This window comes from Streptomyces sp. NPDC013187 (assembly GCF_042899705.1).
Lineage (GTDB): Bacteria > Actinomycetota > Actinomycetes > Streptomycetales > Streptomycetaceae > Streptomyces > Streptomyces hawaiiensis_A.
In genome coordinates this window covers 174554-195052 of sequence record NZ_JBIBAF010000006.1, presented here as the reverse complement: position 1 = coordinate 195052, position 20499 = coordinate 174554, and the positions used below count along the sequence as shown (strand labels likewise).

Sequence of the window (20499 nt, the reverse complement as noted above, 5' to 3'; positions counted from 1 at the left end):
CTGCGTGATGTGGACGATACTGGGATTGAACCAGTGACCTCTTCCGTGTCAGGGAAGCGCTCTCCCGCTGAGCTAATCGTCCTCGGGACCATGCATACGGACCGCATCCGTTCATGGGCACTGCGTGCGCGATACTGGGATTGAACCAGTGACCTCTTCCGTGTCAGGGAAGCGCTCTCCCGCTGAGCTAATCGCGCGGGTGGGATCGTGAGTGATCCAGTGGACGATACTGGGATTGAACCAGTGACCTCTTCCGTGTCAGGGAAGCGCTCTCCCGCTGAGCTAATCGTCCTTGGAGGTGGAGACGGGATTTGAACCCGTGTAGACGGCTTTGCAGGCCGTTGCCTCGCCTCTCGGCCACTCCACCAGGAGTGTAGGGGACCGGGAGTCCCCCTCTTCCTTCGAGCGGACGACGAGGTTCGAACTCGCGACCTCAACCTTGGCAAGGTTGCGCTCTACCAACTGAGCTACGTCCGCCTGTCGTTTCGGTCCGCTCTCGCGGCCCGGCGACGTGTTGAACTCTAGCGGATTCCGGGGCCAGTACAAAAACGCGTTTGTGCAGCGTGCTGCGCTTCCCCTGCTCAGCGATGTCAGAGGGCCGCCCGACGGGACATCCCCCGGCCACCCGCGAGACACCCGCCATAGACTCGACTGCGTGCTCGACCTCCCTCCTCTCGCCCGCTTCGGCGACCGCGTCGCCACCGGGCTCCTCGACGTCACCGACGACCCCGAAGCCCTGGAGTCCAGCGGCTTCTGGGCCGTCTGCGCCGACTTCGAGGGCCGGCTGACCTGCGCACGCTTCGCGCAGGTCCGGACCGCGGACGTGCCCGCCCCCGTGCCCGGCACATGGCACGGGCCGGCGGCCGGTGACTGGACGTCCTCGCTCGACCGCGCCGCGTACACGACCGCCGTGCGGCGGATCCGCGAACACATCGCGGCCGGCGAGGTCTACCAGGCGAACCTGTGCCGGGTGCTGTCGGCGCCCGTCCAGCCCGGCGCCGACGTGGACGCCCTCACGGCACTGCTCGCCCGCGGCAACCCGGCGCCGTATGCGGGAACGATTCGCCTGCCCGGTCACGGCGTGGAGATCGCCACCGCCTCCCCCGAACTGTTCCTGCGGCGCGACGGCCGGATCGTCGAGTCCGGGCCGATCAAGGGCACCGGCAGGACGGAGGCGGACCTGCTGGAGAAGGACTACGCCGAGAACGTGATGATCGTGGACCTCGTCCGCAACGACATCGGGCGGGTGTGCGCCACGGGCAGTGTCACGGTGCCCGACCTGTGCGCCGTCGAGAAGCATCCGGGGCTGGTCCACCTCGTCTCGACGGTCCGTGGCGAGCTGGACCACGGGGTCGGCTGGGCCGAGCTGATCGGCGCCGCCTTCCCTCCCGGCTCGGTCACCGGCGCGCCCAAGTCGAGTGCGCTGCGGATCATCGACGCGCTGGAGACGGCGCCCAGGGGGCCGTACTGCGGCGGGATCGGCTGGGTCGACGCCGACCGGGGGGCCGGAGAGCTGGCCGTAGGCATCCGTACCTTCTGGATCGACCGGACGGAAGGCGTACTGCGCTTCGGCACCGGTGCCGGCATCACCTGGGGCTCCGATCCCGAGGGGGAGTGGCGGGAGACCGAGCTGAAGGCGTCCCGGCTGCTCGCGATAGCGTCGGGAGCGTATGAGGTGAGCGGAGAGGACCTGCGGGAGGACCTGACGTGAAGATCTGGCTCGACGGCGGACTGCAGGACACCGAGTCCGCCCGCGTCTCCGTCTTCGACCACGGCCTGACCGTGGGCGACGGCATCTTCGAGACGGTGAAGGCCGTGCACGGCCGGCCGTTCGCCCTCACGCGGCACCTCGACCGGCTGACCCGGTCCGCGCGCGGCCTGGGACTGCCGGACCCGGACCACGACGAGGTGCGCCGAGCCTGCGCCGCGGTCCTCGATGCCAACCCCGTGCCGCTCGGCCGTCTCCGCATCACCTACACCGGCGGTCACGGCCCCCTCGGCTCCGACCGCGGCGGGCACGGCCAGACCCTCGTCGTCGCCCTCGGCGAGACGACCCGGCGCCCCGACTCGACCGCCGTGATCACGGTGCCCTGGACCCGTAACGAGCGCGGCGCCCTCACCGGCCTGAAGACCACCTCGTACGCCGAGAACGTCGTCGCCCTCGCCCGGGCCCGTGAACAGGGCGCTTCCGAGGCCCTGTTCGCCAACACGGTGGGACAGCTGTGCGAGGGCACCGGGTCGAACGTCTTCGTCGTCCTCGACGGCGAGATCCACACGCCGCCGCTCGCCTCGGGCTGCCTCGCGGGCATCACCCGCGCGCTGGCGGCCGAATGGACCGGCGCGAAGGAGACCGACCTGCCACTGGACGTCCTGGAGCGGGCCGAGGAGATCTTCCTGACGTCCACCCTGCGGGACGTGCAGGCCGTGCACCGCGTCGACGGCCGTGAGCTGCCCGGCGCGCCCGGTCCGGTGACCGCCAAGGCCATGCGGATCTTCGACGAGCGGGCCGGGAACGACCTCGACCCCTGACAGCCCCGGAAATTCGGCTGAACGGGGCCGTGGTTGCGGGTAGAACACCCCTGATGACCACGACCCTGCGGCCGACCGAGCCGCTTCAGCAGAACGCCGACGGGACGCGCTCACGCCGCTACCAGGTGTGCGTGAACAGCCGTCCCGTGGGGGCGATACACCTCGGCACGCATCCCGTGTTCGGCGGGGCGGTGGCCCGGATCATGAAGCTGCACATCGACGAACCGGACCGCAGGCGGGGTCGCGGCACGGTCGCCGCGCTCGCCGCGGAGGAGGTGGTGCGCGGCTGGGGGTGCCGCCGCATCGAGGCGGCGGTCCCCGCCACGTCCGAGGCGGGCCTCCGGCTCGCCACGGCGCTCGGCTACGTCGTCCGCAACCGCGGCATGGAGAAGCGGCTCGGCGACACCCCGCCGGAGCTGCCCGAGGGCAGCCGCGCCCGGCCCATGACCGAGGCGGAGTTCGGCCCTTGGCTGGAGAAGGGCAAGGAGGGCTACGCGCGCAGCTGGATCGAGCGGGGCGTCCCGGAGGCCGAGGCCCGGGTCAAGTCGGAGCGCGACCACGCCACCCTGCTGCCCGCCGGCCTCGCCACCCCCGGCATGCTGATCAGCGTCGTCGAGCACCTGGGGACACCGGTGGGCGCGCTGTGGCTGGCGGTGCGCGCGGACAGCGCGTTCGTCTTCGACGTGGAGACCGACGCCGCCCACCGCGGAAAGGGCCACGGCCGCACCCTGATGCTGCTGGCCGAGGCCCAGACGATCGCGGAGGGCAGGCGGACCCTCGGTCTCAACGTCTTCTCCGGCAACACCCCGGCCGAGCGGCTCTACGCGTCTCTCGGCTACGAGACCGTGCAGTACGCCATGTACAAACCGCTGCTCTAGCGGCCCGGGGGCCGAGGGCGGGGCGAGGGAGTCAGTGCTGCCGCCCGGCCAGCAGCCGGTCCGCGATCTCCTCGATCCGCTCGCGCAGCCCCTCCTGGCTCTTGCCGCCGTCGAGCCGCTCACCGCCGATGACGTACGTCGGGGTGCCGGTCACGCCGATCGCCTTGCCCTCGGCCTGGTCGGCGTCCACGATCAGGATGTGCCGGCCGTCGACCAGCGCGGTGTCGAACTCCTCGGCGTCCAGGTCCAGTTCGCGGGCCACCTCGACCAGGAAGGGTTCTCCCTTACGGGCCAGCTCCTCGACCCGCCCCAGCAGGGCCTCCGCGTACGGCCATCCCCGGCCCTGCTCCCACGCCTCCTCCGCTGCCTGGGCGGCGGCGAAGGCGTGCTTGTTCTTCTCCAGCGGGAAGTGCCGCAGCCGCAGCTCCAGACGGTCGCCGTAGCGGGAGCGCAGGGCACGGAGATCGTCCAGCGCGGTACGGCAGTCCGAGCACTGGAGGTCGCACCAGATCTCGAGGACGGGGGCGGCGGAACGGTCGGAGGAGGAGTCACTCATACCGACAGTCTTCCAGCAGGTGCGACCGGGAGCGCGGCCCGCGTCGGCACCGGCGGAAAGGAGACCCGGAGATGTCCCTGATGTCGGGCCCGGAGCATGGCCCGCCGGGGTGCCGCGGGTGCAGGATGGAAGGGACGAAGCGTTCCGACCCGACCGTGCCACGCCTGGAGGACCGGATGATTGCCGAGACCGTCTGCTCCGCCGTGTCCGCGGCAGGCCTGGGCATCGCGGTCGTCACGGCGTACCGCAAGCGCTACCTCGCCGCGGTCCGTGTCGCGGCCTACTCCCTCGTCCCGATCGGCCTGGTGATGACGGGCGTCGTCGAGTGGCTGGCCGACACCGCCTTCAGCCCGACGGCCTGGGCCGGGTTCGGGGTGCTCGGCGTCGCGTGGGTGCTCTTCATGACCACACGAGCCGTGGAACGCCGCCGCGGTGGTACCCGTAAGGAGCGCGGGGCCGCGGCACGGGCTGCCGAGCGGCCCGCGGTGGCACCCGCCTCGGCACCTTCCCTGGGCCAGGGCTCCCGCACCGCGCCCCGGCCCGCGTCGGCGTCCCGCGGCGAGGACGACTTCAGCGACATCGAGGCCATCCTCAAGAAGCACGGCATATGACGGCCACCCCCGCCCGCAGCTGAATCGTCACAGTGAGTCCGCTGACGCGCGGAAGCGATCACAACCCGAACGGGACCTCGCGGAATGGGCGCACTCTCGCACGGAACGAGCGCACTGATCGCGTTCGGCCGGGCGACTGCGCCATCATCGCCGCGAGATGCTGGACACGACGAAACAGAGCGACCCCGCACCGCCGCAGGACGAGCCATGTCCTCCGCTGGACGAGCCCTTTCTCCCGCAGGACGAGCCACGTCCCCGGCAGGACGAGCCGCGCGGTTGCCTCTTCGCCCTCTCCCAGCCACCGCTGATGATCTTCCTGGCGGTGATCGGGAGCCTGCTGCTCATGGCCTCGTTGCACGATCTGCTCTTGCTGTGAGCCTGACCCGCGGTACCCGGCGCCACCCGCCGGGGCCGCGTCGGCATCGACGGCTTCCGCACGGGCCGCGTCGGCATCGACTGCCTCCGCGGTCTCCGACCCCGCGACGGCCCGGCGACGGCAGTCAGCCCGCGGCCTCTTTGCGGCGCGCGCGATAGGCGGCCACGTGCAGGCGGTTTCCACAGGTGCGGCTGTCGCAGTAGCGCCGTGAGCGGTTGCGGGACAGGTCGACGAAGGCGCGCCGGCAGTCGGGCGCCTCACAGCGCCGCAGCCGCTCCTGCTCCCCGGCGACCACGAAGAACGCCAGCGCCATCCCGCAGTCGGCGGCCAGGTGATCGGCGACGGAGGCACCCGGGGCGAAGTAGTGCACATGCCAGTCGTAGCCGTCGTGGTCCGTGAGCCTGGGGGTGGTGCCGGCGGCCGCGACCAGGTCGTTGATCTGCCCGGCGGCGGTCCGGGCGTCGGGGGCCGCGAAGACGGCGGCGAAGCGTGCGCGGATCTTGCGCACGGCGGAGAGGTCGAAGTCCGAGAGCACCCCGACATCGCTGATCTCGTGGTTCCGCACGAAGTCCGTGAGGGTCGCCACGTCCGGCAGCCCGTCCGCCGCCGTGTCGTCCTCCGGTGCGGTGTTCACCAGATCGACCACGGTGTCGAGGGCGCACCGGGTGTCGTGGGTGATCAGCACGATTCGCTCCCTGGCCTGAGGGTCGGGCGGGCGCCCGCCGATGCTGGCCGATGGTAACGGCTTCGCCACCGCCGGACCCTCCACATGCCCGCACATGGCTTCGAATACAACGCCGCAGGGCCCGCGGGGGTTCCCGAGCAGCCAGCAGCCAGCAGCCAGCAGCCAGCAGCCAGCAGCCAGCAGCCGGCAGCAGGTGCGGGCGAGCGGGGGAGGGTGTACGCGCGAACCGGCGCCGTACCGCGTGAGCCGCGATATCGGCGCCGGTGTCATCCCGTATGCGGTTGTCCGGGCCCGAGCCGTCTCCCCGAGTCGACGGCGCCGGGCGGCTTTGCGGGGGCCTCGCCCTAGCTTTCCGCCAGGATGTGCGAGAGCTCCTGGTCGAGGTCGAAGTGCCGGTGTTCCGTGCCGGGCGGCACGGCGGCGTCGGTCCGCTTCAGGAAGGACTCCAGGGCCCGTGCCGGGGCCTCCAGCAGGGCCTCGCCCTCCGGCGAGCTCAGGGCGATGCACACGACGCCCTGGCCGTGGCTGCGCGACGGCCAGACGCGGACGTCGCCGGTGCCCGTAGGGCGGTGAAGTCCCTCGGCGAGGAGGTCGCGGGCGAACACCCACTCGACGGTTTCCTCGGCTCCGGTGTGGAAGGTGGCGTGCACGGCGTAGGGGTCGGCCGTGTCGTACCGCAGGCCTGCGGGGACAGGCAGGGAGGACTCGCTCGACACAACGAGGCGCAGGTGCAGCTCGCAGCTGACCGTGGTGTTCATAAGCGCCAGGGCCTTTCGCTCAGTGTGCGCTCGGGGATTCGCACGTCGGCGAAATCGACATGCCACCTACGGTGCCGTTGTAAACCCCTCTGAGTGTTTTGCGTGCCTTTACGTAACTCTTCCGGCCGAGGGATCGTTCGCGTCCTGCGTCCATTCCGGTGACTGGTTTCGCTCGGGTAGTGTTTCCCCGTATGAATACGGGGAGTAACGAGCCGGGCGAGGTGGCCGTGGCATCGAACGAGACGGGGACGGGCGAGGCGCACGGCGAGCAGGATCGCGGGCTCGGCTCGCGCGCGCCGGAATTCATCAAGGCCCGCCGGGCGCTGCACCTCAGCTGGCAGGTCGGCGTCTTCATCATCGGACTCGCGGTCGTCGTGACCGGCATCATCATGCTGCCCCTGCCCGGACCGGGGTGGGTCGTGATCTTCGGCGGCATGGCGATCTGGGCGACGGAGTTCGTCTGGGCCCAGCTGGTGCTCCGCTGGACCAAGCGGAAGGTCACCGAGGCGGCGCAGCGCGCGCTCGATCCCAAGGTGCGGCGCCGCAACATCATCCTGACGTCGATCGGGCTGGTGATCATCGGCGTGCTGGCCGGCATCTACCTGTGGAAGTTCGGCATCACCATGCCGTGGAAGATCAAGGACCAGTGAGCGTCACAGGCACCCCCTGACATGGGGTAATGTTCTTCCTGCGTCCGGGCGATTAGCTCAGTGGGAGAGCGCTTCGTTCACACCGAAGAGGTCACTGGTTCGAACCCAGTATCGCCCACCCGGAACAGCGGCCCACCTGCGATTCAGCAGGTGGGCTGCTGTTGTTGTACCTGCCGGAGCATCGTCGGGCCTCCCCGGCTTCCGGGCTTCCGGGCCTCCCCGGCTTCCGGGCTTCCGGGCCTCCCGGCCTCCAGGTTTCCGGGCCTCCCGGCCTCCCGGCCTCCGGACCGGGCCGGGGTCGCGAGATCGCTGACGGGAGGCCGACCTGCAGCGGTCCGTACCGTCCGGCGGCGTGGCCGCCACCGACGACTCGACAGGGGCTTGGCCGGAAAGGGGCCCTGCCCCCGCACCCCTCCGTCCGCCGGTCCGGCGTCGGTTTTCGGTCGCGCGCGAAAACGGCCCGGCTCGCCCCTCCGCGTTCGGCGCCTCGGTCACGTCGTCGTCACCAGCGATGTCGCCCGACCCGGTCCACGGCCCCACCTCCACGGACCGCTCCGTCACCCGTCGCCTCGGCAAGAAATTCTTGTCCGAATCATTGACGCACCCTCAGCCCCTCCGTACCTTGTGCCAGCAAGCGCTTACTTGAAACGATTCATGCGAGCGGGACGACGTGCGGGGAGGTCCAACCGTGGTGAACGGCAGGAATGTTGAGAGACGTACGATCCTGAAGGCGGCCGGAGCCACGGCAGCCACGCTGGGGCTGGCCGCGACGACCGGCTGCGGTGGTGACGGAGGGACCTCCGCGGACGGGACGGTGACGATCCGTTACGCGTGGTGGGGTGGCGAGCCGCGCACCATCGCCATCAAGAAGACGATCGCGCTCTTCGAGAAGAAGTACCCGAAGATCAAGATCAAGCCTGAATTCACCGACTACGAGGCGTTCTGGGAGAAGTTCCAGACCCAGGCGTCCGGTGGTAATCCTCCGGACGTTTTCCAGAATGCGGTCGGCTTCCTGCGCAAGTACGACAAGCGCGGTGTTCTGATGGATCTCAAGACGCAGGCGGACGCGGGGAATCTGCGCCTGGAGAACTTCCGCAACGGCGTCCTGGCGAACGGTCAGGTCGACGGCAAGCAGATCGGCATTCCCGTCGGCGCCAACACCATGGCGCTCGTCATCGACCTCAAAGCCTTCAAGAAGGCGGGCGTCGAGGCGAAGATGGGCTGGACCTGGGACGAGTACTTCGACGCGCTCCAGACGATCCAGGACAAGGTGAAGATCGCCGGTGACACCGGCTACTCCAGCATCATGTACCTCTACGACCTGTACCTGCGCCAGAACGGCAAGGCCTTCTTCACCGACTCCGATCTCGGTTTCACCGAGGACGATCTGACGCAGTGGTGGGAGGACGGCTACAAGCGCGTCAAGTCCGGGCTCGTCGCCGACCCGAAGAAGGTCGAGCAGGCCAAGCCCAAGTCCGCGCTCTCGGCCGGGCTCGCCGCGTCCGAGTTCACCTGGGACAACTTCTCCATCCGCTACGAGGGCGAGGGCGAGTCGGACTACGGGCTCGCGCCGATCCCCACCACAAACGGCAAGGACACCGGCCAGTACCTCGGTTCGCTGATGCTCAGCGCCTTCTCCGGCACCAAGCACCCCAAGGAAGTCGCCCAGTTCATCGACTTCATGGTCCACGACCCCGAGGTCGGCAAGATCATGGGCTACGACCGCGGCATCCTCGCCACGACCGAGCAGTACGACGCCTTCACGCCCACCGACGAGAACAACAAGGGCGTCAAGGCCTACGAGGAGGAGGTCGCCAAGGCCGGTGTCCTCGGGAAGATAACCCCGCACCCGTCGGGCGCCGACGTCATCGAGGCGGCCTTCCTGCGCATCGGCGGCGAGGTCGCCCAGGGCAAGACCAAGCCGGCCGACGCCGCGAAGGCGCTGTTCAGCGAGGCCAAGGCCGCATTCGCGGGCTGAGGGGACGTACCACACCATGACGCTCGTCAAGGAAGCGCCCGCGCGCCCGGCCGGGAAGCGGTCCGCCGCTCCCGCCGCCGGGCGGCGCGGGCGGCGCCGCGAGAACATCGCCGGCTATCTGTTCATGTCACCGTGGATCGCGGGCTTCCTGCTGCTCACGGCGGGACCGATGATCGCGTCGCTGTACTACGCGTTCACCAGCTACAACCTGTTCACGCCGCCCCAGTGGGTGGGGCTGGACAACTTCACGACCATGTTCCAGGACCCGCGCTGGCAGAAGTCGGTCGAGGTCACGCTGAAGTACGTCGTCGTGGCCACACCGCTGAAGCTGCTGCTCGCGCTGGGCGTCGCGCTGCTGCTCGCACAGAAGCGGCGCGGACAGGGCTTGTACCGGGCCGCGTTCTACATGCCCTCGCTCATCGGTGCCAGCGTCTCCGTCGGCTTCGTGTGGCGGGCCCTGTTCTCGGACGACGCGGTCGTGGACCGTACCCAGAAGATCTTCGGTGTTGACGTCGGGGGCTGGATCGGCAACCCGGACTACGTCATCTACGCCCTGGTGGCTCTGAGCATCTGGCAGTTCGGTGCGCCGATGGTCATCTTCCTGGCCGGTCTCAAGCAGGTCCCGCAGGAGCTGTACGAGGCCGCCGAGGTGGACGGGGCCGGCCCCCTGCGGCGGTTCTGGAACATCACGCTGCCGATGATCTCCCCGGTGCTGTTCTTCAACGTGCTGCTGGAGTCCATCCACGCGTTCCAGGTGTTCGGCTCCGCCTACGTCGTCTCCGACACCCGGTGCGGGCCCGCCGACGCCACGCTCGTCTACACCTGTTACCTCTACCAGAAGGGCTTCAAGGAGGCCCAGATGGGCTTCGCCTCCGCGATGGCCTGGACGCTGGTGGTCGCGGTGGCGCTCGTCACGGCGGTCCTGTTCTGGTCGCAGAAGAAATGGGTGCACTACGAGGAGGCCGCCAAGTGACCAGTGCCACCACACCTGTTGTGCACACCGGGGACGAGCGGAAGCGCGTCGGATCCATCGCCTGGCACGTGGGCGCGCTCGTCGTCCTCGCGGTAGTCCTGTACCCCGTGATCTGGGTCGTCGGTGCCTCGTTCAAACCGAGCAAGGACATCATCGCCAGCCTCGACCTGCTGCCCACCAAGCCGGTCTGGGCGAACTTCTCCGGGCTCGCCGACGGCATTTCCGGCATCTCCATCGGCAGCTTCTTCTGGAACTCGCTGGTGTACGCGGTCCTCGCCGTGGTCGGTGTCGTGCTGTCCAGCTCACTGACCGCGTACGCCTTCGCCAAGATCCGGTTCGCCGGGCGGAACCTGCTGTTCACGCTGATGATCGGCACGCTGCTGCTGCCGTACCACGTGCTGCTCATCCCGCAGTACGTGCTCTTCCGCAACCTCGAACTCACCGACACGCTGGTGCCGCTCGTGGCGGGCAAGTACCTGGCGACGGAGGCGTTCTTCGTCTTCCTGATGGTGCAGTTCATGCGCGGGCTGCCGCGCGAGCTCGACGAGGCCGCCAAGCTCGACGGCTGCGGGCACTTCAGGACCTACTGGTCCATCGTGCTGCCGCTGAGCCGCCCCGCGCTCATCACCAGCGCCATTTTCACCTTCATCAACGCCTGGAACGACTTCATGGGGCCGTTGATCTACCTCAACACCCCCGACAAATACACCGTCTCGCTCGGTCTGATGATGTTCCGCGACCAGGAGGGCATCTCCAACTACGGCAGCATGATCGCGATGTCGCTGGTGGCGCTCGTGCCGGTCATCGCCTTCTTCATGGCCTTCCAGCGCTATCTGATCGACGGTATGGCGACCTCCGGACTGAAGGGCTGAGGCGGTCACCATGGCCCACGTGCGTGCGAAGGCCCGTTCCCCACGCAAGGCGCCCGTCCTCGGCGGCGAGAAGTTCGCCGTCTTCGCGGAGTGCCTGCTCACCGGCGTGTGGATCGCGGTGGCCTGTCTCGGGGTCGTCACCTACCCCGCGGCCTTCGCCGCCGGCGCACGGCACCTGCGGCGTCGTACGGCCCACGAGAGCGGAGGCCGGGGGGAGTTCGTCGCGGACTTCCGGGCGGCCCTGCGCGGGGGGTGGGCCGTCGGGGTCGGCGGATGGGTGGCGGCCGCCGCGGTCTGGGTGGACGTCCTGGCCGCGCGGGCCGGTATCCCCGGCGGGCCCTTCGTCGGGGCCGTCGGGATCTTCGCCCTGATCGGACTGGTCGTGGCCCTGCTGCGGGCGGCGGCCGTCTGGACGCCGGGCACGTCCTGGAGGGCGCTCCTCGGGGACGCCGGACGCCGGACCGTGCTCGATCCCGCCGGATCCTTCCTGCTCACCGCCGGGCTCGCCGTGGTCGCCCTGTCCGGATGGATCGTCGCGCCGCTGGCGATCCCCGTCCTGGGGGCCGTCGCGGCGGCGGCCGTCGCCGTGGAGGAGCGGTACCGGCACCGCTGACCGGACACGCCCCCCACATCCCAGCTCGGCGCCCCGGCGCCGCGGCTCTCTATGTCATGCCCCTGACCAGCGTACGGATTCGCTTCCCGCACGGACGAGGAAAGGCAGCATCGCCATGTCTCCCATCCCCCGCAGATCCCTCCTCAAGGCAGCCGCCGTCACCGGAGCCGCCGCCCAGTTCAGCTGGGCGCTGGGAGCCCAGAACGCCCAGGCCGCGCCCGGAGCCGAACCCGCCGACGCGGACCCGGTGACCCTGGACTGGCTGGAGGACGGCGGCCTCGGCGCCGCGCCCGGCTCCACCGTCGGCGTGCCCTGGCCCAAGGGCGCGTACCAGAAGGACCAGACCTTCGCGCTGACGGACGCCGCCGGCAAGGCCGTGCCCGTGCAGTCCTGGCCGATCGCCTACTGGCCCGACGGCTCCCTCAAGTGGACCGCGCACGCGGTCGCCTCGGGCGACGGCAAGCTCACCCTCGCCGCCGGGACACCCGCCGCACCCGAGAAGAAGGTCACCGTCGAGAAGCGCGGCGGGACCATCGCCATCTCCACCGGCGTCATCACCGCGAGGATCGGCAACTCCGGCTCCACCCTCGTCAAGTCCGTCACCCGCGGCTCCACCGAGATCGCGAAGAACGGCCGTCTCGTGCTGATCCGCCAGCCCGAGATCGAGGACGAGGACCAGGGCGCGGTCAAGACGGAGCGCTTCGACGGCGCGATCTCCAAGGTCGAGGTCGAGCAGGCGGGCCCGGTCCGCGCGGTCGTCCGCATCGACGGCAAGCACCGCAAGGGCGGCCGCAGCTGGCTGCCCTTCTCGATCAGGCTCTACTTCTACGCGGGCGCCGACTCCTTCCGCATGGTGCACACCATCACCTACGACGGCAAGCAGGAGCCGGGCAAGGCCGGCGGCGACTTCATCCGCGGCCTCGGTGTCCGCTTCACCGTGCCGATGCGCGACCAGTCGTACGACCGTCACATCCGCATCGGCGGCGACGGCACCGGACTGCTGCGCGAAGCCGTCAAGGGCATCACCGGACTGCGCCGGGACCCGGGCGCGGCGGTGCAGGCGGCCCAGTTCGAGGGCAAGAAGCTGCCCGATCCCGCCACCTGGGACCAGCGGGTGACGACCCGGCTGCAGTACATCCCCGAGTGGGGCGACTACACCCTCTCCCAGCTGTCCGCCGACGGCTTCACGCTGCGCAAGCGCACCAAGAAGGGGCACGGCTGGGTCGCGGCGGGCGGTGGCCGGCGCGCCTCCGGCTTCGGCTACGTCGGCGGGGCGAGCGGCGGGTTCTCCTTCGGGCTGCGCGACTTCTGGGAGAAGTTCCCCGCCCAGCTCGACATCCGGGACGCCCACACCGACGAGGCCGAGGTCACCCTCTGGCTCTGGTCGCCCGAGGCACAGCCCATGGACATGCGCTTCTACCACGACGGCATGGGCCAGGACACCTACCCGGAGCAGATCGAAGGCCTCAACATCACCTACGAGGACTACGAGCCGGAGTTCGGCACCCCCTACGGCATCGCCCGCACCTCCGAACTCCTCTTCTGGGCCAACGAGTCGACGCCGAGCCCGGACCGGTTCGCCGAGCAGGTCGAGGCCGTCCGCGTACTGCCGCAGCTGGCCGCCCCGCCCCGGCAGCTCATCAAGGCCAAGGTCTTCGGACCGGGCCTCTACTCCGAGCCCGACCGCTCCACCCCGGCCAAGGCGAAGATCGAGGACCACCTCGACTTCCTCTTCACCTACTACAAGGACCAGGTGGAGCAGCGCCGCTGGTACGGGTTCTGGGACTACGGCGACATCATGCACACCTACGACACGTTCCGGCACCAGTGGCGGTACGACATCGGAGGCTACGCCTGGGACAACTCCGAGCTGTCGCCTGACCTGTGGCTCTGGTTCGCCTACCTGCGCTCCGGCCGCGCCGACATCTTCCGCTTCGCCGAGGCGATGACCCGGCACACCGGCGAGGTCGACGTCTACCACCTGGGCAAATGGGCGGGCCTGGGCACCCGGCACGGCGTGCAGCACTTCGCCGACAGTGCCAAGCAGCAGCGCATCGCCAACACCACCTACCGGCGCTACTACTACTTCCTCACGGCGGACGAACGCGTCGGCGACCTCATGCACGCCAACGTCGACTCCGACGAGACGTTCCTCGCCCTCGACCCGCTGCGCAAGATCCGCACCGAGCCGTACACCCCCGACCGGCACGCCCTGTCGATCGGCTTCGGCACGGACTGGAGCGGCCTGGTGTCCGCCTGGCTGACGGAGTGGGAGCGCAAGGGCCCCAAGTGGGAGAAAGCCAAGGCCCGTGTGCTGTCCACGATGGAGACCATCGCCGCCCAGCCCAACGGCTTCGTCCAGGGCAGCGGCCTGTACGACCTGGACACGGGCAAGTTCGCCGTCGCCGACAAGCCCAAGGTGGAGGTCTCGCACCTCTCGGCCGTCTTCGGCCTGGGCGAGCTGTGCGCAGAGCTCATCGACCTGGTCGACATGCCCAAGTTCAACGAGGCGTACTACGACTACTGCCGCTACTTCAACGCCACCAAGGCCGAACAGGCGGCACGCTACGGCTCCAACTTCGGCAACCTGCTGCTGTTCCAGGGGCACTCGCGCCTCGACGCGTACGCGGCCGTCAAGACCGGGGACGAGAAACTCGCCAAGCGGGCGTGGGAGAAGTTCTACAACTCCGACGGCTACAAGGAGTCGGCGCCCTGGCGGACGGAGAAGCTGAGCGGCCCCGTCGCGCTGGTGCCCGGCAGCGAGGCCACCTGGGTGTCCACCAACGACACCGCGCTGTACGGCCTCGCCGCCATCGAGAACCTGGCGCTGCTCGGCGACAAGATGCCGTAGGAGGAAACTGAAGGAGCGGACGGCCGCAACGAGCGGTTCCCGTGGCGACGCCCCGGCGGGAACCGCTCGTCCTAGTCGATGATCTGGTTGAAGAACAGGACGGCCGGGGCCACCACCCCGCCGCCCACGCTCACCGCGACCGGCCACACGTTTCCGGCCAGCGCCGCCAGGACGGTGGCACCGATGCCGACCAGGGCCGCCAGCAGGAAGACGATCGCGGCGCGCTGGCTGATCAGCGGTCCGTCCCGGCCGCGCCCTCGACGGTCGGCCTGTGCCACCTCGGCGCCCCCTACCGCACGCCGTGAACGGGCTCGTGCGCCCGTTGCCGCAGGGACGCGTCTTGGCCGCCCGGGCCCGGCACGTACCAGGGATCCTGCGCCGGACGCAGGAGTTCGAAGCGGACACCGCTGCCGTCACCACTCGTCCTGACCCCGTACACGGCGGGCTCCGGCAGGCTGTTGTAGTGGAAGGGCGTCGAGAAGTAGTAGGCGCCGGTGTCCGGCACCGAGATGAGGTCACCGGGTTCCAGAAGGGGCAGAGCGCGGTCGCGCGCCAGCAGGTCACCGGCGAAGCAGGCGGGTCCCGCGACGTCCTGGCGGACCGGCCCGCCCCGCTTGGCCCTGCCGCTCGCGTCGTGCGCCTCGATCCGCAGCGGCCAGGCGTCGGGGTTGAACACCGTCCGGGTGGCCACCTGCACACCGGCGTGGGTGACCGCGATCCGCCGGCCGCCCATGCTCTTGGTGTACTCGACGTACGCGGCGGTGAACCCGTTCTTGGCGAGGACGGACCGCCCGAACTCGGTGACGATCTCGTACCCGCCGGAGAACAGGGCGGGGGCCTGGGCGCGCAACTGCCGGACGTACATGTCGAAGGTCGGCGTGGTCTCGTCGTCGGCGAAGTTGACGGGCAGTCCGCCGCCGATGTCGATGCCGACGACCTGGCGCCGTCCGAGCGAGGCGTTGACCTCCTCGGCGAACGCCACGGCCTGCCCTACCCCGCCGGCCATGAGGTCGAGCGGGCAGCCCTGCGAACCGGCGTGCGTGTGCACCCAGGTCAGCCACGGATGGTCGTGGTAGGCGCGCAGCAGCCGCTGCCGGCTTCCCGGGTCCGCCAGGGGGACGCCGAACTTCGACGTGCTCGTCGCCGTGCTCATCGCGGCGATGCTGCCGCCGCCGAGCTGGGAGTTGACGCGCACCCCGATCCGCGAGACCGGGAAGCGGCCGTCCAGCGCCCGGTCGATCCGCGCCAGCTCCTGGTAGTTGTCCGCGTTGACGGCCACACCCAGGTCGAGGGCGTGCCGCAGCTCGGCCTCCGTCTTGGCGGGGGAGTCGAAGACGATCCGGTCCGGGGCGAATCCCGCTGCCAGCGCGCGGGCCAGCTCACCCGCGGTGGCCACCTCGCAGCCCATGCCGAGCCGCCGCAGCTCCGCCAGCACCGGCACCAGGCAGTTCGCCTTGGCGGCGAACGCGTGCAGCACCCGCGGGGCGGAGGGGAAAGCGCGGTGCAGGGATCCGACGGTCGCGGCTACGCCGTCGAGATCGACGAAGGCGGCCAGCTGGGACCGCCCGGCGTCCAGCAGCCCCTGCCGTACCGCTTCCTGGAGGATCCGTGTCCGCCGCTCGGCGGCGGGAGTCAGTCCGGTCATGGTGAGCCTTCCGGTGTTCGTACGCGAGGCCCGGGACCGCCCCGGGTGGAACACCAGGCTGGGGTCCGCACCGGCACGGCGTCTTCGTCGAGTCGTCAAAAACGCGGGCCTCGCCGACGGCGGTCGGACGCAACAACTCGGCTGCCGGGGAACGACGTTGTGCGCTACGACAAAAACGGGGCCCTTCGATGGTGGCCGGGGCCGAACGGCGGACGGCGCGTGCTCGGCCGCGCCTCGCCGCCGGTCACTCAGGGGTCCGGTCGAGGCGCATCCCGCGGCGCCGGCCGAGGAGCCGCAGCCGCTCGCCGTGTGCCTCAGTCCTCCCCACCCAGACGCAACTGCACCTGGGCGAGCAGCCGGGCGTCGGGATTCTCCAGGTCCAGTCCCGACACCTGTCTGATCCTGCGCAACCGGTACCGCAGACTGTTGGCGTGCACGCCCAGCGCGCGCGACGCGGCGGACACGTCGCCGAAGTGGTCGAGGTAGGCGCGCAGGGTCTCCACCAGGCAACTGCCGCCGTGATCGGCGTCGAACTCCCTCAGCCGGGCCACCGAGGTCCGCGCGGGCAGCGTCAAGCCGCGCAGGGCCTCGACGACCTGGAGAATGCCCACGGTGTCCGCGACGTCCTCGCTCCGCGCGACGGTGTGCGGCCCGGCGGCCGCGATGAGCGCCTGCAGGGCCCGCTCGGCCGACCGGCGTGACGCGGGTGCCCCAGCCAGGCCTGGGACCACGTCGCCGAGCCCCACCTTCACCGCCGAGCCGATCGTCGCCGACAACTGATCGGCCAGTGCGTTCCCGAGCCGCCTCACCTGGCCGTCGGCCCGCTCGGGGTTCCGCTCTAACCCGCTCAGCAGCACCAGGGCCCCGCCGCCCGCCGGGACCACCACGACTCGGTGACCCAGGGCCGCGCAGTGCAGGGTCACCAGGCCGTACAGCCCCGGCGGGCCCTCGTCCGTGCGGCGGCCGGACCCGACGCCCACCGCCAGGACGGCACAGGGCTCCCGGGGCGGCAGCGAGGCCCGCTCCGCCAGCACCTCGACGGACCCACGGTCCTCCAGCAGCGTCCGGGCCGCGTCCTCCACCAGCCGGCCGTCCGAACTGTGGGTGCGGTGATGGAGCAGGTGGGCGGCGGCGGCCCGGGCCGCCGCGCGCAGCGTCTGTGCGGCGTTCGGCGACAGCGGGCGGCCGGCCACCGCCGCCACCCAGATGGACCCGAGCGCCTCTCCGCCCGCCCGCACGGCGCCCACCAGGCGCTCCGGGTCCTGCCCGTGGGCGGGCCGGTGCAGCACGTCGCCCGCACCCCACAACGCCTGGAAGAACCCCGCCTCCCGCATGGCCGCCACCCGCCAGGGCGGCACACGACGGCCGAGGATGGTCAGCCGGCGCATCTCGTCCACGTTCTCCTCGGTGGACGAGTACGCCAGCACCCGCGACTCCGTGTCCTCGATCGTCACCGAGCCTCCCACCAGGGCGGCCACCGCATCGGCCAGGGAGTCCAGATCGCCCAGGGGCACGCCGCCCGCAGCGGGCATCGGGGGCGCACCCGCCGCGGCCAGCCCGGCCCGCAGCACCCCCACGAGTTGTGCCCAGGTGCACCAGGCGGTGCGGAAGAGCACCGCCGTGCCGCCCTCCTCCGCGGCCGCCTGCAGCGCCCGCGCGGTGGGCTCGGACCGGCCCGGGCCGAACACCACGCCCGCCGCGCCGGCCTCACCGGCCCGGCGTACCACGTCGACCGCATGCGCCGAGCTCGGGTCGACGCCGACCGCGAGCAGTAACTCCCGCGGTCTGATGACCGGTTCCAGGGCGTCCAGCACATGGACGCCGGTCACCTGCGTCCGCAGTCCTTCCGGGGCCGTGTGCAACTCCACGGCTCCCACCCCCACCAGTGAGAGCAGGCGCTCCAGCGTCCCCTGGTCCCCGGCGCCCGTGCCCCGGCCCGGCGACTCCCCCAGGTCCGTCATACCGCCCCCTGTCCCCGCCCGAGCGTGCCGCTGTCGCGGCGGCCGATCGGAGAACGTATGACATCACGGGACTTGTCCGCAGTCGAGACGGCATCGGCACACCTGGCGCCGCGACGTCACCTGCCGCGCCGCTAGTTCATCCTCCCCAGGACCTCCCGCACCCTCCGGACGTCCCGGATCCGCTGCTCGTACGTCGCCCCGAGGGCGAGCAGCAGGAGCCCGGCGAGGGCGGGAGGCGCCCAGCGGGGGAGCGCCCCCGTCACCTGCACGACGTACGGGGCGAGTTCGTGCAGGGTGACCAGGGCCAGCGCCGAGCCGCCGAGCATCAGCGGTGACTGGAGGTGGTGCCGGGCGCCCAGCAGCGTGACCAGCAGGGCCGCACCGCCCAGCAGCAGTGGCCGGGTCCAGTACGGGTCGGCCCAGGCCGTGACCAGGCTCGGCAGGAGCGTGACGGTGAGGCCGGCGCCGTACGCCGTCCAGGAGGAGGTCCGCGGGTCGCGGCGCCGGCGCAGGGCGCCGACGAGCAGCGCCGGGACGGTCACCGGGAGCGTGTACGCCTCGGGCGTGCCCACGTCCCAGGCCGCCAGGCGTACCCACGCGGCCAGCACGAACAGGGCCGTGGCCGGGTAGCCGACGGGACGGCGCTCCTCGCGCAGGGCCGTGCCCGCGGCGATCACCCCGCACAGGGCCAGCACCAGGGCGAGCATCGGCGGGTCGGTGACGGCGAGAGCCACGGCGAACAGACCGACGCCGGCCCCCACGGCCTCGACGGGCACCGTCGCCCGGGATGCGCCCAGGCGCGCCGCCAGCAGGGCTGCGGCAGCAGCAACGGCCAGCACCGGCAGGGCGGTCCGGGCCGGCGGCCAGTCCGCCGCGGCACCGGACGCGGCGGCTAGCGCGGCGGCGTGCACCAGAGCGGCCGGAGCGGTGAAGGGAGCGACGCCCGCCCGCCACGAGGCCACTGCGAACAGCGCCGTCAGCGCGGACAGCACGACCAGCGTCGCGGACTGGGACGCGAGCGAGAGCAGGGTGAGTCCGGCGGCCGTGACCACGGCGAGGACGAGGGCCGTGACCTGCGCGGCCCCCTCCGTGACCCGGCACGCGTGCAGCGCGACCGCCGTGACGACGCCCAGGACCAGCATCCCCGCGAGGTACGGAGCCTCGAAGACCGCGGGCAGTATCAGCGCCGTGGCCCAGAGCAGCCCCGCGGCACCCAGCCGGGCCCGCGCACGCCACTCCTGCGCGCGGACCGCCAGGGCGAGCACGGCGGCGACGGCCACCAGCACCAGGGGAGCCGGTGCCGTGTCCGGCGGCCAGGGCACACCGGCGGCCACCGCCGCACGGGCGTCAGCCGGAGCACCGCTCCACACCCGGTCCAGCCGGACGGCCGGACCCAGCAGCACCACGGCGACGACGGGCAGCGTCCACAGCACCGCCAGCGCCTGTACGGCACCGCAGGCCCAGGCGAAGCCCCTGCGCATCGCGTCCGGCAGCCGTTCGGCCCGCACCGCCCCCAACAGGGCGACACCGACGGCCAGATGAGCCGGAACCGCCCACTGCGAGGGCACCACCGAGCGGGCCACCCCGCCGAGCGCGGCCACCACGAGCAGCCCGGACACGATGGCGAGGCCGAGGGCGTGCTTCCTGCCCGGCTCCTGCCGGGCCGTACCCAGGGCGATCGCCGCCGCCAGCAGGAGCAGCGCCCCGGCGCGGGAAGCGTCACCCGGACCGCCGGCCGTCAAGGACAGCCAGCCGGCCCCCACAACACCCCAGCCACCCACGCCGTACGCACCGACGACGGCGGTGATCCGAGCGGCCCCGGCCGTCAGCCGCAGCACCGCCACCGCGTCGAGCCCGGCCGTCACCAGCAGCGCGGCCGTGATCGCATACGCACCCGCGTCGGCGGACAGGGCCCACAGCAACAGCGGGAACTGGGCCGCGGCCAGGGCGCACGGCAGGGGCAGACGGAGCGCGGCCGTGACCGGCAGCAGGCCGTACGCCGACCAGGCCACCGCCAGCACCGCGGACGCGGCCGCCGCGTACCCGGTGCCGTCCGTCCCGGAAAGGGCCGCCGCGTGCAGCGCGTAGGCGTCCAGGACGGTCAGGGCGAGCCCGAGGCCCGCCACGGACTCGGCCGTCGACCGCAGCCCCCGCTTCAGGAGGGCCACGGGCGCGGCGAGCGTGGCCGCCGTGACCACGCCGAGCACCAGGGCCCGCCCGGCGATCCCCATCTGTCCCCAGCTGACCAGCGTGAACACCGCCGCCGCGAGCGTGAGCAGGACACCGCCGAGGACCAGCAGCACGTTCTGCACGCTGGGTGCCGCCGTCTCGGGGCGCGGCGATGCGGTGATCGGGGGCTGCGCCGAGGCCCAGGGCCGCGACTGCTGCTGCGTCTGCTGCAGTGCCGCGACCAGCCAGGCGCGACGGGTCAGCAACTGGGAACGCCGGGCGTCCAGTTGCCGGAGTTCGGTGTCGAGGAGCCGCAGTTCCTCGGCCGGGGGCGGAAGGTGGGTCATGGATCGCAGTGTGGTCCGCGTCACCCGGCACGGCATGAGTGCGGGTA

18 protein-coding genes and 6 tRNA genes are annotated in these 20499 nt (G+C 71.3%); 12 read left to right on the top strand and 12 right to left on the bottom strand.

Annotated features, from left to right (window positions below):
- Positions 1-10 precede the first annotated feature (10 nt).
- The 5 genes from ACFY5B_RS14370 to ACFY5B_RS14350 all read right to left on the bottom strand — a co-directional run bounded on the left by ACFY5B_RS14370 (position 11) and on the right by ACFY5B_RS14350 (position 477).
- Positions 11-82 (bottom strand) — tRNA-Val (locus ACFY5B_RS14370).
- Between the two features lie 43 nt (positions 83-125).
- Positions 126-197: transfer RNA gene (locus ACFY5B_RS14365), tRNA-Val, on the bottom strand.
- Between the two features lie 23 nt (positions 198-220).
- A tRNA-Val gene (locus ACFY5B_RS14360) sits at positions 221-292 on the bottom strand.
- A 1-nt stretch (position 293) separates the two neighbouring features.
- Positions 294-367: transfer RNA gene (locus ACFY5B_RS14355), tRNA-Cys, on the bottom strand.
- Positions 368-404: 37 nt separating this feature from the next.
- Positions 405-477 (bottom strand) — tRNA-Gly (locus ACFY5B_RS14350).
- A 178-nt stretch (positions 478-655) separates the two neighbouring features.
- Here ACFY5B_RS14350 and ACFY5B_RS14345 point away from each other — a divergent pair.
- From ACFY5B_RS14345 to ACFY5B_RS14335, 3 genes are read left to right on the top strand one after another with little or no spacing between them, the layout of a single operon-like run.
- Positions 656-1711 (top strand): chorismate-binding protein, encoded by a 1056-nt coding sequence (locus tag ACFY5B_RS14345; protein ID WP_389968784.1) that lies wholly within the window; start codon positions 656-658, stop codon positions 1709-1711.
- Positions 1708-2529 carry an aminotransferase class IV gene (locus ACFY5B_RS14340; protein ID WP_389968782.1) on the top strand — a complete coding sequence of 274 codons (822 nt, stop codon included), beginning with the start codon at positions 1708-1710 and terminating at the stop codon, positions 2527-2529. Before ACFY5B_RS14345 ends, ACFY5B_RS14340 begins: the two co-directional genes overlap by 4 nt.
- A 53-nt stretch (positions 2530-2582) precedes the next feature.
- Complete coding sequence (locus tag ACFY5B_RS14335) at positions 2583-3407, top strand: GNAT family N-acetyltransferase (RefSeq protein ID WP_389968780.1); 825 nt, start codon at positions 2583-2585, stop codon at positions 3405-3407.
- 31 nt (positions 3408-3438) lie between these two features.
- On the opposite strand, the gene ACFY5B_RS14330 is transcribed toward ACFY5B_RS14335, so the two are convergent.
- A complete protein-coding gene (locus tag ACFY5B_RS14330) occupies positions 3439-3963 on the bottom strand; it encodes a DsbA family protein (RefSeq protein WP_389968778.1) in 525 nt (174 codons plus the stop codon).
- A gap of 176 nt (positions 3964-4139) precedes the next feature.
- Here ACFY5B_RS14330 and ACFY5B_RS14325 point away from each other — a divergent pair, with 176 nt between their 5' ends.
- Positions 4140-4574, top strand: coding sequence for a hypothetical protein (locus ACFY5B_RS14325; protein WP_389968777.1), 435 nt, complete (start codon positions 4140-4142; stop codon positions 4572-4574).
- A 157-nt stretch (positions 4575-4731) separates the two neighbouring features.
- Entirely contained in the window at positions 4732-4950 is a 219-nt protein-coding gene (locus ACFY5B_RS14320) for a hypothetical protein (RefSeq protein WP_389969214.1), read from the top strand.
- A gap of 124 nt (positions 4951-5074) precedes the next feature.
- On the opposite strand, the gene ACFY5B_RS14315 is transcribed toward ACFY5B_RS14320, so the two are convergent.
- Positions 5075-5635, bottom strand: coding sequence for a CGNR zinc finger domain-containing protein (locus ACFY5B_RS14315; RefSeq protein WP_362240353.1), 561 nt, complete (start codon positions 5633-5635; stop codon positions 5075-5077).
- A gap of 344 nt (positions 5636-5979) precedes the next feature.
- Entirely contained in the window at positions 5980-6393 is a 414-nt protein-coding gene (locus ACFY5B_RS14310; protein WP_004002642.1) for an SsgA family sporulation/cell division regulator, read from the bottom strand.
- Between the two features lie 191 nt (positions 6394-6584).
- Between ACFY5B_RS14310 and ACFY5B_RS14305 the strand changes: the two genes are divergently transcribed.
- The 7 genes from ACFY5B_RS14305 (at position 6585) to ACFY5B_RS14275 (ending at position 14330) form a co-directional block, all read left to right on the top strand.
- Entirely contained in the window at positions 6585-7043 is a 459-nt protein-coding gene (locus ACFY5B_RS14305; protein ID WP_033309619.1) for a TIGR02611 family protein, read from the top strand.
- 46 nt (positions 7044-7089) lie between these two features.
- A tRNA-Val gene (locus ACFY5B_RS14300) sits at positions 7090-7161 on the top strand.
- 570 nt (positions 7162-7731) lie between these two features.
- Entirely contained in the window at positions 7732-9021 is a 1290-nt protein-coding gene (locus ACFY5B_RS14295; RefSeq protein ID WP_389968774.1) for an extracellular solute-binding protein, read from the top strand.
- Between the two features lie 16 nt (positions 9022-9037).
- Positions 9038-9994: a carbohydrate ABC transporter permease gene (locus tag ACFY5B_RS14290; RefSeq protein WP_389968772.1), complete on the top strand. Its 957-nt coding sequence runs from the start codon at positions 9038-9040 to the stop codon at positions 9992-9994.
- Positions 9991-10866, top strand: coding sequence for a carbohydrate ABC transporter permease (locus ACFY5B_RS14285; protein WP_389968770.1), 876 nt, complete (start codon positions 9991-9993; stop codon positions 10864-10866). The genes ACFY5B_RS14290 and ACFY5B_RS14285 overlap by 4 nt, the downstream gene beginning before the upstream one ends.
- Before the next feature lie 10 nt (positions 10867-10876).
- On the top strand, positions 10877-11479 hold the full coding sequence (locus tag ACFY5B_RS14280) for a hypothetical protein (protein ID WP_389968768.1): 603 nt from the start codon (positions 10877-10879) through the stop codon (positions 11477-11479).
- 115 nt (positions 11480-11594) lie between these two features.
- Complete coding sequence (locus ACFY5B_RS14275) at positions 11595-14330, top strand: Tat pathway signal sequence domain protein (RefSeq protein WP_389968766.1); 2736 nt, start codon at positions 11595-11597, stop codon at positions 14328-14330.
- 71 nt (positions 14331-14401) lie between these two features.
- Here the strand turns inward: ACFY5B_RS14275 and ACFY5B_RS14270 are convergent, their stop codons facing one another.
- From ACFY5B_RS14270 to ACFY5B_RS14255, 4 genes are all read right to left on the bottom strand, one after another.
- Positions 14402-14608 (bottom strand): hypothetical protein, encoded by a 207-nt coding sequence (locus ACFY5B_RS14270; RefSeq protein WP_389968764.1) that lies wholly within the window; start codon positions 14606-14608, stop codon positions 14402-14404.
- 11 nt (positions 14609-14619) lie between these two features.
- Positions 14620-15975: a diaminopimelate decarboxylase gene (locus tag ACFY5B_RS14265; RefSeq protein ID WP_389968762.1), complete on the bottom strand. Its 1356-nt coding sequence runs from the start codon at positions 15973-15975 to the stop codon at positions 14620-14622.
- 314 nt (positions 15976-16289) lie between these two features.
- A complete protein-coding gene (locus ACFY5B_RS14260) occupies positions 16290-17936 on the bottom strand; it encodes a helix-turn-helix domain-containing protein (protein WP_389968760.1) in 1647 nt (548 codons plus the stop codon).
- Positions 17937-18067: 131 nt separating this feature from the next.
- Positions 18068-20488 (bottom strand): SCO7613 C-terminal domain-containing membrane protein, encoded by a 2421-nt coding sequence (locus ACFY5B_RS14255; RefSeq protein ID WP_389968758.1) that lies wholly within the window; start codon positions 20486-20488, stop codon positions 18068-18070.
- Between the last annotated feature and the right edge of the window lie 11 nt (positions 20489-20499).